Below are 12,805 nucleotides of genomic sequence, written 5' to 3'. Positions count from 1 at the left end.
TCCCTCTCATTTGTATTTAAAAATAGGGTGGGTGACTTAACCATTTCTTTAATTCCACATTACCTTGCACAGATAACAGTCGGTATAAATAACGATAAGGCTGTCTATATTCTTCTAATTGAGGAATAGACATAATTGTTTCGTAACCACTTTTAAAGGCATGTGCTTCTTTTTCGGTAAGTACATATTCTAGTCCGATAAAATCAAGCTCTCGCGGAGCAACAGCGTAAGCTTCAGTATCTATTAAACCCGTAATAGTTGTACCGTCAGATAAAAATTGAGTAGGATCCATATCAATTAAGACGAGTGTAGATTCCTTTGGTACGGACAGGGAAGAAAGTTGTGATTCAAAAGTAGGGAATGCATTTTGTATGCTTTCATCATCGGAATAAAACATATTCACAAGCTCTTTACTCACGTTTAAAATATGTGATTGGAATTCATCTAGTGGAACTTGGAACTTGCCTGACGGATTTCCTATGAAATCGGCTTTAAATTTATGTATTTCTGCAAGTCCTTTTCCTAGGCTGAATAAAATAGAATCTGGTTGCTCGATAAAAGATTGAACTGTGTTACCTACTAACTTTTCGACCACCACAAATTCACGGCCATTTAAAACATGTTTTTCTAATATTGTTGGGATAGGAAGATTCGTATGTTCTTGCAGCAATGTATGTACAGTTTCTAAATGATGGACGTTCCTTGGATCAATTCCAAATAGATTTTTACATCCCCACCAAAAATCATTATTTGGTTCTTCATTCATTTTAGAAGCACGAACGATAATTTCTGTATCTTCTGTTTGAACGAGAAAAACATCACTTGCATGATCTTCATAACCTGGGTGCAAGGCTTGAACGGATAGAATAGGTGAATTGAATAGTTTTTGTAACATGAAAAGACTCCTTTTTCTGGAAATTCTATAAATTCATTATATAACAGATGATGAGTTATGAGGATAAAGATAAAAAGATTGAAAGCATACTTACATTTATAGTGAAAACTCATTAAAAATATTATATTTCTCTATTTTTGTATGAATTGTCTAAAAATAATGGTGGTAATACTTGAATGTAAGACTCGTATCTTTAAATCTATGAAGAGTAAAAGTAAAATTAAGCATTCATTTATAAGATTGTGAATCACAATAATGTAGACTATAGAAAATATTTCTCAATAATAAAATGAAGAGAAAAGCATGAAGAAGTAGAATGCATTCATTTATAATAGACTTAAATTAATTAATATAATTAATTGTTAATTTTATTATATTAATTGGATAGGAGAGAATGTTATGGCAAATGTACTCGTAATAAATTTTCCTGGGGAAGGTCATATTAATCCGACTTTAGCTATTGTAAGTGAGTTAATTCAGCGAGGGGAAACAGTTGTTTCTTATTGTATTGAAGATTATAGAAAGAAGGTTGAAGCAACAGGTGTGGAATTCCGAGTGTTTGAGAATTTTCTCTCTCAAATTAATATTATGGAACGAGTAAATGAAGGTGGGAGCCCTTTGACGATGCTATCTCATATGATTGAAGCATCAGAGCGTATTGTTACTCAAATTGTAGAAGAAACAAAAGAGGAAAAATACGATTATTTAATATATGATAATCATTTTCCAGTAGGACGTATTATAGCGAATATTTTACAATTACCAAGCGTTTCATCCTGTACAACGTTTGCTGTTAATCAGTACATTAATTTTCATGATGAGCAAGAATCGAGACAAGTAGATGAAATGGATCCATTATATCAATCTTGTTTAGCGGGAATGGAAAGATGGAATAAGCAGTATGGAATGAAATGTAATAGTATGTATGATATTATGAACCATCCTGGTGATATTACGATTGTATATACTTCAAAAGAATATCAGCCACGTTCAGATGTATTTGATGAATCGTATAAATTTGTAGGTCCATCAATTGCTACTCGAAAAGAAGTGGGGAATTTTCCTACCGAAGATTTAAAAAATGAAAAAGTGATTTTCATTTCTATGGGAACAGTTTTTAATGAACAACCTGCTCTGTATGAAAAATGTTTTGAAGCGTTTAAAGATGTTGATGCGACAGTCGTATTAGTCGTTGGTAAGAAGATAAATATAAGTCAATTTGAAAATATCCCGAAAAACTTTAAATTGTATAATTATGTCCCCCAATTAGAAGTTTTACAGCATGCTGATGTATTCGTGACACATGGTGGTATGAATAGTTCGAGTGAAGCGTTATATTATGGTGTTCCATTAGTTGTAATTCCGGTAACAGGGGATCAGCCATTCGTTGCAAAACGATTGGCTGAAGTAGGGGCAGGCATAACACTTAATCGTAACGAGTTAACTTCTGAATTGTTACGTGAGACTGTAAAGAAAGTAATGGATGATGTGACGTTTAAGGAAAATAGTCGTAAAGTGGGAGAATCGCTTAGAAATGCTGGTGGATACCAAAGGGCAGTTGAGGAAATATTCAAATTAAAAATGAAGCCGTACGTAAAGATTAAATAGATGTTAAAAACACACTTACTTTTAATTAGTAAGTGTGTTTTTAGTATTACGCGTTACATGTAGTACATAAAAATAGCGATAAAGGTGAAACTTTTCTGTATATAAATCGATACCTTTGAATTAGTAGTAAATTTACGTTAAAATAATACTAAGAAAATATATAAGTTTTGGGGGTAATGAATGAAGAAAGTATTTGAATACGTATTATTAACAATTGGCTCAATTATAGTAGCAGGTTCATTAGAGCTTATTTTAGCACCTAATGGATTAGTAGATGGCGGGGTAACGGCTATTGCTATTATGGCAAATAAAGTCGCAGGATTACCGCTTTATGGTGTGTTCTTAGGAATTAATATCCCAATTTTATTATTTACTGCAAAAGTAATGGGAAAGAAATTTTTTATCCGTACATCTTATGCGAATGTAGTTACAACACTCGGATTAATTTATTTAAAACCATTTCCAGCAATTACGACTTCTGAGTTATTAATTGTACTTTATGGTGGAGTACTGTTTGGAATTGGTGTTGGGATTGTTGTTAAAATGGGTGGAGCAATTGACGGTTCGGAAATGTTAGCAGTTTGGATGAATAAACACTTTAATGTACCGATTAGTACATTTTTACTTGCAGTAAATGCAGTTATTTTCATCTTTGTTGCCATTTTATTTTCAATCGAACAAGCGATGTTTTCGTTAGCAATTTTCTATATTGTTACGAAGATGATTGATTTTATACTAGATGGTATTAATCAAGGTAAGAGAGTTATGATTATTTCTGGTAAGAATAAAGAAATAGGCGATTTACTTATGAAAGAATTGCAACTATCTGTTACGTATCTACATGGAGAAGGTGGTTTTTTAGGGGAGCATAAGAGAATCATTTATTGCATTACAAACCGATTCATTTATCCGAAAATGAAAGATCTCGTTCTCTCTGTAGATCCAACCGCTATAATTGAAGCTTCCTATTCAACAGAAACGACTGGTGTGAAACGTCCGGGAAGGAAAGCTAGGTCAGGTGAATAACTAGAAGAAGGCTGTCCAAAAAGTTATTTTGGAACAGCCTTCTTTTTTATTTTGTTGAATTGTTAACATGTTACAAGTTAAACCCACTGTTAACAAGTTTCCTTGCAACTAGGAAACCAAGCGTCTTTCAATAATATAGCCAACGTTTCAATTTTATTTTCCGGAATACTACCAAAGCCGAGTAATACGTATGATTCTTTACGTAAATCATTCACGAAATCATATGGAGAAAGTGGGTATAATTTAACGCTTTGTTTTTTAGCGGATTCAATCAGTTCATTTTCATTCATACTGTTATGGACACATAAAACAATATGAAGTCCGGACTGTTCGCCAAGAATTTGAACATTAGCCCCCATTTCTTTCATAATGGATTTTACTAATGCATGATGTTTTCTTTTATAAAGTGTACGACTTCGATTAAGGTGACGTTCCCAATTCCCGTTTTGTATAAAGTTAGCAAAAGCAAGTTGTTGTATTGTAGAGACTGTTTGTTTGAAAATTCCATGCAGTTCTTGATATATTTTTAAAAGGTGTGGTGGTAAAACAACATATCCCATTCGTAAAGAAGGTAAAAAAGATTTTGAGAAAGTCCCCATATAAATAACGCGTTCATTTGAGTCAAGACTTTGTAAAGAAGGAATCGGCTTACCAGCGTAGCGAAACTCTCCGTCATAGTCATCTTCAATAATGTATCCATTGCAATCATTAGCCCACTTTAACAATTCTAATCTTCTAGATAAAGGCATAATAATCCCGAGTGGAAATTGGTGTGATGGTGTAACGTATGCGACATTGGAATTTGTATTGTATAAACTAGAAATATCAATCCCTTTTTCATCCAATGGTATGGGATGAATTTGTCTATCACAGCTTTTAATAATTGCGTGTATACGGTGAAATCCAGGGTTTTCAATGCCGTATTCTTTTGTAGGGCCAAGCAGTTGAAGTAGTAGCCAGAGAAGTGGCTGTGTTCCGGCGCCGATCACAATTTGATCAGGTGAAGAATGGACACCGCGAGAATGATATAAATATGTTGATATATGCTCTCGAAGAGCGAATTCACCTTGAGGATCTTCTTTGGCAAATAGTGCATTTTCGTATGTAAGTATGGATTCTTGTAATGCTCGTTTCCAATTTGTAATCGGAAATGCATTTTGATCAATAAGTCCTTGGCTACAATCATATTCAAATTTTTCGTCTATCAAATTGCTCGTCTTCTTTGCTGCATTTCGCTTTTTATTTGGGATAACGTCAATATCGAAATTTGCTACAAAAATACCACGTTTCGGTTTACTTTCTACATAACCTTCAGCTAATAATTGTTGATAAGCTGATTCAACAGTAATGCGGCTAATATTAAGTTGTGATGCTAAATTTCTGTGTGAGGGTAGACGTGTGCCGACAGAAATAGCCCCTTGTATAATTTCAGCTTTAATATATTCGTAAATTTGCAAGTAAATAGGTGTGTTACTTTGTAATTGCAATGGGATAGTAAAATCCATATAAAACTCTCCTTTAAAACTGGCCTTATAAAAAACACTTAAACTGTCACTTAAGTGAAGGGCAGTTACTTTCTATAATAATGATATAACATTTAGAAAATTAAATAAATAGTTAGAGGAGAGTTAAAAATGAATGTTAAAGAAGTAGTAACAGAAGAGCAATTACATGAAGTATTACCTGTTTTACAGCAATTACGAATGAAACTTTCAAAAGAGGAAACAAGCTCTTTATTTCGAAATATGAAAGAAGAAAATTATAAACTATTTTCGCTGCGTAATGAGAATGATGAAGTTGTTAGCCTTGCAGGTGTAGCGATTTGTACGAACTTTTATAATAAGAAACACGTTTTCGTATATGACCTTGTAACAGCAGAAGCACATCGTTCAAAAGGACATGGGAAAGTATTACTTTCGTATATAGAGAACTGGGGAAAGGAAAACGGATGTGAGTCTATCGTCCTCACGTCAGCATTTTCAAGAATTGATGCTCATCGTTTTTATGAAAGAGAAGGGTATGATAAGGTGAGTTATTCTTTTTATAAAGAATTATAAAAAAATAAGAAGAAGCTGTCCTGCAAAAGTTGGGAACAGCTTCTTCTTATTTTTTAAGTTATTATTGAACCGTAAATAGGTTGTAAGTTATGGTATATGTATTTGAAAAGGTTATATAGTGTATTTTGTCGAATTGTTTTAATTTAATAAAGAGGATGATTGGAGCGCTTATACTTGAAAAAAATAAAGAAACTATCAATCCCTAATGATGCTAGAGTTATCGTCATATCTGATATTCATGGAGAATTAAATCTTTTAAAAGAAGCACTACATAAAGTTAACTTTAAAGATGAAGATTATTTAATTATTAATGGAGATCTTTGCGAGAAAGGACGAGATAGCGTAGGCGTAGTAAACTACGTTATGAATCTTGTAAAGAACAATTCAAAGGTTCACGTTGTTGAAGGGAATTGTGAAGTTTTAGTTGATGCTCTTCTAAATGAAAATCCTGGTCTTATTAATTATTTATGTACGAGGAAGCATTCAATTTTTAATGAATGGCTAGAGCAATTGGGTTTTTCAGTTCATGAGGGCACTTCAATTCGTGAAGTGAAAGAAGCATTGTTAAGTGAATTTTCACAAGAACTATATTGGCTAACAGAGTTGCCAACAGCGATTGAAACAGAAGATTATATTTTTGTGCATGCCGGTCTAGAAGATAGAGTAGATTGGAAAGAAACTGAGCGCAAAAATGCGATAGCAATGCCGGAGTTTTTCAATCAATCACATAAAGCAAATAAGTATGTAATAGTCGGTCATTGGCCTGTCGTGAACTATTCTGAAGAAGCACCGTCTAATAATCCAGTTATTGATAAGGAGAAAAAAATTATTGCAATTGATGGAGGAAATGCAATTAAAGAAGCAGGGCAATTAAACGTATTTATTATTCAGAGGAAACAAACGGGCGATACGTTTTCTTATACATATGTAGACTATTTTCCAGAGTACGAAGTAATAGCGGATTTTAATGCGAATTCAGAAATGCAGGGCGGAGTGACATATCCGTATTATTACATAGAGCCTATCGAGAAGATGCAAGATTACACCGTATGTAAACAAAAGGAAACGAATAATGTGCTCACTGTAAAAAATGAATATATGAAACAACTTAAGTCAGGTGAATATACAGTGAAAACCGATATTTCTTGTGCGCAAATAAGCGTTAGGAAGGGAGATATCGTTTCTCTCATTGATGATAGCTGTTCAGGATATGATTTAATTAAAAAAGATGGCGTAGAGGGTTGGATAGAGAAAGGGATTTTAGTTGAGATAGAAAAAGTGAAAAATAAAACATTAAGCTGAAATAGGAGGGATATAACCTCCTATTTTTTTAAAGGAGTAGATTGCTTGCTGTCTTTAATAAGTAAATAAATCGTACTCGGCAGAATGATAAGCTTCATTCCTAAAAGAATTGCTAGTATGCCATAACCTCTATAGGGAGCAGAAACGATAAAAGGAAGTATCGCTAAAAAAATACCTGCTATCATCATTGAAATACTACTAATATTTGAAGCTCTTTTTTCAAGGTGCTTATCATTCCATTCTAATGAAACGGTTGATTTAGTCGTATCAATTTTGGAACTGAAATAACCTATTAATATAAATAAAAGCCCTAATGCTAAAAATATGAAATGATCAAGAGGAAGTGAAAAGCCAAGAGCGATGAGGGCGATGACAATATCGACAAAAAATAAGAATAGTAACATTGTGTTGCCGATCCAATGGAGAAATTTCTGGTTACTCGCTGCTTTAGATAAAGCTAAAAATACAAAGAATAAGAAGGAACATATAATTATATTTACGATTACAAAAGTGCTTTTATCCATTGTTGATGTAGGCGTTCCATTAAAGTCCCATTTCGTAACAATATTTGATGGTAAGAAGAAATATAGAATAATATTTGTCGTAACAATAGTGAGAAATAAAGCAATACTAAATCGATTCTTCACTGAATCACCAGCTTTCTAAATCAATAATTGGTATCTAATAACAAAATTATACAATATAATAAATGATATTAGTTTTGATTTTTCTGAAAAAATATTATAATTATATATGAAATAAAGAGGAATGCAGGAGGGAATTATGCAAAACGTTGTATTAAAGGGGAAGAAAGTTACAATTCGTACAATAGAAGAATCGGATATAAAAACATTATGGAATATCATATTTAAAGAAGAAAGCCCAGAATGGAAGAAATGGGATGCGCCATATTTCCCGTTCTCAATGCAAGAATACTCTTCCTATAAAGAGAAGATGCAAACTCGTTTGAAAGAAGAACCACTGTCAAATTTAATTATAGAAAATAACGGTCAAATTATAGGGACGGTCGGATTTTATTGGGAGCATAAACCGACGCGTTGGTTGGAGATGGGAATTGTTATTTATAATCCAACTTACTGGAATGGTGGCTACGGTACAGAAGCGTTAACGTTATATCGAGATTTATTATTTGAAAAGATGGAAATTGGTAGAGTAGGGCTCACGACTTGGTCTGGTAATGAACGAATGATGAAAGTAGCGGAGAAAATAGGAATGAGCTTAGAAGGTAGAATGCGAAAGTGTCGTTATTATAACGGAACATACTATGATTCTATTCGAATGGGCATGATTCGTGAAGAATGGGAAGCGCTATGTGTAACGAAGGGGTGAGAAAGATTGTACGCTATTATTGCTACATTTGATCGTGTGTTTACTAATAAAATTACAGAACTGCAAAATGAATTAACAAATGTAATTGGAACAAATCAACTAGCTGGAGTAGAACCTCATATAATGATTGTGGATTATAATGAGTTAGATGTTCATTTGTATACTGAGAAACTAGGGGAGTTTGTAGCTATTCAAGAAAATATGGACGCAGTAACTTTTCCTTCTGTTGGAATTTTTCCTACTAATGGAACGGTCTTTCTAGCGCCGACCGTTACCGATGAATTGTTAAAACTTCATTATTCTTATCATGATTATTTTAAAACTTTTCATGACAACCCAAATTCATATTACGTACCGGGAAAATGGGTTCCGCATTGTACAATTGCAAATAGATTACATACAAAGCAGTTTTTAAGTGTAATGGAATATATTTATGGAAAGTTTGATTTTGCAACAGCTTCAATTGAGAAATTAAAATTAATTAAGGTGAATTATGAAAATGGTTTTGCCGTTTCTTCTAGTATATTAGCAGAATATAATTTAAAGAGAATGGAGACATCGAGATGACATATATAATTAGAGAAATGAAGCAAGAAGATATTCATGCTGTACAATCAGTAGCAAAAATAGCTTGGCATGATACATATGAAGGCATTATTCCAAGAGAAATTCAAGACAGTTTTTTAGACGAGGCATATTCTGATGAAAAAATGAAATATCGTCTTAAAAATACGCATTTATTCGTTGCGGAAGAAGAAGGAGAAGTAATAGGGTTTGCGAACTTTTCACCTGTTAGACTACAAAATGAAGCGGAATTAGGTGCGATTTATTTGTTACCAGATCAGCAAGGAAAAGGGATCGGAAGTGCTTTATTACAAAAAGGAATTAAAGCATTAAATGGGATACGGAAATTGTACATACATGTAGAAGCAGCAAATGAAAAAGGAAAACGCTTTTATGAAGCGAAAGGTTTTGCTGAATTAGAGCAATTTGAAGAAGACTTTGAAGGACATATGATGCAGACGGTAAGGATGGTTTTATACGTATAAGGAGGACTAGTAATGAAAATTTTTGATTTTAGTGAAAAAGTAGGAAAGCACCTATCAGTATTTCAATCTAATTTCATCATGTCGAAAATATTAAACCATCGAGGAAATATACATATCGGTGCTATGCATTTACACGAGAATGGAATCATCGGTAATCATGAAGCAGTTGTATCTCAACTGCTTCTTATTGTGGAAGGAGCTGGATATGTATGTGGGGTAAATAAAGAAAAGATAAAGATAGAGGCGGGACAAGCTGTGTTTTGGGAAAAGGGAGAGCTCCATGAAACAAGTACAGAACACGGATTAACAGCAATTGTTATGGAAGCGGAGAATCTTGAACAAGCGATAGTAATGCCTATTATTCAAGGGGAGTTGTGAAAAATGATTGTTAAGGCGAATCAAGAAGATACCAATGAAATATTAAAATATTCGGCTCAATCGCTTTTTGAAGGGACGAGAGGGAATTGTCAATTAAGTACCGAGAAAGCAATTGAGATTACAAAGCCGATTGTAGAAAAAGGAGCATACTATTTAATCGTTAAAGAAAAAAATAAAGTAATGGGATGGATATTAATAGGGGAAAATACAGACTATTTTTCTCGTGAAAAACTTGGATTTATATATGAATTGTACGTTTTCCCAGAATATCGCGGGAGAGGATTATCGCGAGAACTGATGGAAGCTGGTATTAAGGAATTAAAGGAGAAGTATTCAGAAATTCGGTTGAATGTATTTGCTGGGAATTTTGCAAAAGAGATGTACGAAGAGTTTGGGTTTGTTGAAAGGCAGGTAATTATGACTTTGAAGTGAGTATTATAGTCTCAATGGGAGAAAATAATGATTTAGTAGCTACTTTATCGCTGGGATTTAAAATGAATAAGTCCTTATAAATATATAAAATAGATGGTTTGCCTTTATTTTTTAGTAGATTTATAGAGTATGCTTAAAAACAAATAAATTAGTATTATACAATATATCGTTATTATAGTAAAAGAGAAATTTTGGAAAAATATCATTTTTTTGTTTAGAAATCTTTAAATTATTGATATAATCAATTTGTAGAATTGATTATTGGTTAATTTTACTATTTTTAAATTTTAAGGGGGATTTAATAATGGCAGGACAAATTCGTATGTCACCAGAGGAGCTTAAATCGAAAGCGACTCGATATGGACAAGGTGCAAATCAAATTGAGGACATTTTACGTCAACTACAAAACTTACAAAATGAATTAAGAGGAGAATGGGAAGGTCGTGCTTTCGAAGGTTTTGACCAACAGTTCAATCAATTAAAGCCAAAAGTACAAAACTTCGCACAGTTATTACAAGAAATTAATATGCAGCTTAATAAAACTGCAGAAGCTGTTGCTAGACATGACGAAGATCTTTCTCGTAATTTCGGTCTACAATAAGACAGATAAAAAGAAATATATAATTTAGCCATGCAACCATACGTTGTATGGCTAAATTACTTTAAAACTAGAGTAAGATACGAAGTCTTTCATTAGATAGACTCGCAGTCGCAGGAGTGATAAGTAGTGAAAAAGTTCAAATGGAGCATCTTGTTGTTTATTATTTTAGCTCTTGTACTATCAACAGGGGTCTCCTATTTAGCATTAAATCAAAATGTTAAGAAAGCTAATGAGAATACTACACCAAAAATGACAGTTGCGTTGGTAAATGAAGATCAGGGCACTGTATTTGAGGGCAATAAAATAGCGTTTGGAGATCAATTTGTTAAAAATGTAAATAAAAATACGAAACAAGAATGGTACGTAGTTAGTCGCGGGGTAGCAGAAAATGGATTGAAAAATAATAATTACAATATGATGATTGTTATTCCAAATGATTTTTCTAGGAAAGCAGTTGCGATTGATTCAGAGATTCCGGAGAAATTAACTTTAAACTACAAAGTAAATGCAACTGGGAATAAGGATTTGAAAGCTGAGGCAGAAAATACAGCTTCTGTTATTTTAGAAGATTTCAATAAGCAAATAATCGACGTTTATTTTGCGAGTATTATCGGTAAGCTACAAGGTGCACAAGATAATATAGGTAAAATAATTGAAAAAGGAAACGTTCAAACAACTATGTATAAAAAAGATATACATAGTCCGTTAGCAAATTACACAAATCAATTTAAAACAGTACAAGATTATACAGGTGTTTCTGTTAATAGTTTCAAAGGATTTCAGGATGTTTTAAAAGGTTTCGGTCAAGCGTTAGATGAAGGGAATAAATCTAACAGTACGTACTTAGATGGTTTTAATAACTTTCAAAAAATGCAAACTGATAACAATTTATTAGCGAATAATTTCACAAATCAATTTAATCAATATATGAATGATATGAATACAGGCGATGCTTTAAAGCAATTAAGTGCATTGGAATCCGCTAATAAAATTATTTCAAATCAATTTACGTTTTCAGAGAAAGAACCCAATATTTTAACTGATGCTTCAGCGATTCAAAAATATTTAGCAGATGTAAAAAAACAAGTGTCTGAATATGATACAGAACTTGCAGGAAAGTTAGAAAGTGATATTCAAGATACGGTAATTAAGAAATTAAAGCAATCAATGTCGAATGATGGAAAGCAAGAAATCTTCATAAATACATTAATGAAACAACCAGATGTTCGAATAAAGAAACAAATCGAGAATTTAATTGCGAAATTACCTAGTTTAAACATGGAAGAAATCGGTCAAAGTGATTTACCAGATACAACGAAATTACAACTGCAAAATGTAATTCAATTTACAAAAAAATATAATAAAGAAAATAATTTTTATTATGATCCTGTAAATAAAATATCTTTAGGAAACGCCATTAAAGAAGTGAAGGATAGACTTTATACAGAGGGAATTACATTTAGTGATACTGCGAAAGTAATTAAAATGGAATCTCCGCAAATTTTGAAGATAAGTATTCCAGAAGAGTTTAAACTAGATGGAAGTACAGAAGCTTTATATATTGATGATGTGGATCGTACAAGTGACTTTCTACAAAGCGAAGCAGGAGAAATTACAATAGCTCCTCGTAATGAAGGGGATATAAAGATTAGCTTGCATGTGAAGCTAAAAGATCCAAACATCAATATAGATGTTTTCTCTCCTGTAACATGGCAGTGGGAATTGAGCGGGACTCATAAAAAAGAAACTAGTCCTGAAAAAGAAGAACCTAATAAAGAGGATAAAGGAACACAAACTGAAAATAGCAAGGTGGAAAATGTGGTTCATAAATCACAGTATGGCATAATGCCGTTAGTACACAATGCTAAAACGCCTATTATCAAAAAAATGGAAAACACAACAGGGAATAACGGAGGAAGCCAAGAAGGTGGATCTGGAACAGGTAACGGAGGAAGCCAAGAAGGTGGATCTGGAACAGGTAACGGAGGAAACCAAGAAGGAGGATCTGGAACAGGTAAAGGAGGAAAACAAGATGAAGGATCTGTAACAGGTAAATGAGAAAAACAAACAAAACAAGATGGAACAGAAAAACGAGAAAAAAAAAAAA

The 12,805-nt window shown here is 32.9% G+C and carries 13 protein-coding genes and 1 pseudogene; 11 read left to right on the top strand and 3 right to left on the bottom strand.

What is annotated here, in order from left to right; all coding sequences use genetic code 11:
- Positions 1-16: 16 nt before the first annotated feature.
- Positions 17-895, bottom strand: coding sequence for a phosphotransferase family protein (locus tag MR143_RS31010; protein ID WP_000939564.1), 879 nt, complete (start codon positions 893-895; stop codon positions 17-19).
- A gap of 399 nt (positions 896-1,294) precedes the next feature.
- Here MR143_RS31010 and MR143_RS31005 point away from each other — a divergent pair, with 399 nt between their 5' ends.
- Both MR143_RS31005 and MR143_RS31000 read left to right on the top strand, forming a co-directional pair.
- A complete protein-coding gene (locus MR143_RS31005; RefSeq protein WP_000024472.1) occupies positions 1,295-2,503 on the top strand; it encodes a macrolide family glycosyltransferase in 1,209 nt (402 codons plus the stop codon).
- Between the two features lie 180 nt (positions 2,504-2,683).
- The gene (locus MR143_RS31000; protein WP_000755123.1) at positions 2,684-3,529 is read left to right on the top strand and encodes a YitT family protein; all 846 of its coding nucleotides are present in this window, start codon (positions 2,684-2,686) and stop codon (positions 3,527-3,529) included.
- 89 nt (positions 3,530-3,618) lie between these two features.
- On the opposite strand, the gene pdxR is transcribed toward MR143_RS31000, so the two are convergent.
- The gene (gene pdxR, locus MR143_RS30995) at positions 3,619-5,034 is read right to left on the bottom strand and encodes a MocR-like pyridoxine biosynthesis transcription factor PdxR (protein ID WP_199717896.1); all 1,416 of its coding nucleotides are present in this window, start codon (positions 5,032-5,034) and stop codon (positions 3,619-3,621) included.
- A gap of 129 nt (positions 5,035-5,163) precedes the next feature.
- On the opposite strand from pdxR, the gene MR143_RS30990 reads away from it, so the two are divergent.
- A complete protein-coding gene (locus tag MR143_RS30990) occupies positions 5,164-5,586 on the top strand; it encodes a GNAT family N-acetyltransferase (protein ID WP_001101112.1) in 423 nt (140 codons plus the stop codon).
- 174 nt (positions 5,587-5,760) lie between these two features.
- A complete protein-coding gene (locus tag MR143_RS30985; protein WP_000721385.1) occupies positions 5,761-6,888 on the top strand; it encodes a metallophosphoesterase in 1,128 nt (375 codons plus the stop codon).
- A 20-nt stretch (positions 6,889-6,908) separates the two neighbouring features.
- Here MR143_RS30985 and MR143_RS30980 read toward each other — a convergent pair whose 3' ends face one another.
- Positions 6,909-7,535, bottom strand: a complete 627-nt coding sequence (locus MR143_RS30980; protein WP_000797171.1) for a DUF1648 domain-containing protein — start codon at positions 7,533-7,535, stop codon at positions 6,909-6,911.
- A gap of 136 nt (positions 7,536-7,671) precedes the next feature.
- On the opposite strand from MR143_RS30980, the gene MR143_RS30975 reads away from it, so the two are divergent.
- From MR143_RS30975 to esaA, 7 genes and pseudogenes are all read left to right on the top strand, one after another.
- Entirely contained in the window at positions 7,672-8,238 is a 567-nt protein-coding gene (locus MR143_RS30975; protein ID WP_001181852.1) for a GNAT family N-acetyltransferase, read from the top strand.
- 6 nt (positions 8,239-8,244) lie between these two features.
- Positions 8,245-8,805, top strand: coding sequence for a 2'-5' RNA ligase family protein (locus tag MR143_RS30970; RefSeq protein ID WP_000270884.1), 561 nt, complete (start codon positions 8,245-8,247; stop codon positions 8,803-8,805).
- A complete protein-coding gene (locus tag MR143_RS30965; RefSeq protein WP_000221048.1) occupies positions 8,802-9,287 on the top strand; it encodes a GNAT family N-acetyltransferase in 486 nt (161 codons plus the stop codon). The genes MR143_RS30970 and MR143_RS30965 overlap by 4 nt, the downstream gene beginning before the upstream one ends.
- A 12-nt stretch (positions 9,288-9,299) precedes the next feature.
- Positions 9,300-9,665: a cupin domain-containing protein gene (locus MR143_RS30960; protein ID WP_000688076.1), complete on the top strand. Its 366-nt coding sequence runs from the start codon at positions 9,300-9,302 to the stop codon at positions 9,663-9,665.
- 3 nt (positions 9,666-9,668) lie between these two features.
- Positions 9,669-10,097: a GNAT family N-acetyltransferase gene (locus MR143_RS30955; protein ID WP_000635650.1), complete on the top strand. Its 429-nt coding sequence runs from the start codon at positions 9,669-9,671 to the stop codon at positions 10,095-10,097.
- 304 nt (positions 10,098-10,401) lie between these two features.
- Entirely contained in the window at positions 10,402-10,698 is a 297-nt protein-coding gene (locus MR143_RS30950; protein ID WP_000918601.1) for a WXG100 family type VII secretion target, read from the top strand.
- Between the two features lie 126 nt (positions 10,699-10,824).
- A pseudogene (esaA, locus tag MR143_RS30945) lies at positions 10,825-12,750 on the top strand (type VII secretion protein EsaA); the annotation flags it as partial.
- Between the last annotated feature and the right edge of the window lie 55 nt (positions 12,751-12,805).

Origin of the sequence: Bacillus cereus group sp. BfR-BA-01347, assembly GCF_022663835.1 — a bacterium.
GTDB classification, from domain to species: domain Bacteria; phylum Bacillota; class Bacilli; order Bacillales; family Bacillaceae_G; genus Bacillus_A; species Bacillus_A thuringiensis_K.
This window is presented reverse-complemented; position numbering and strand designations above follow the sequence as displayed.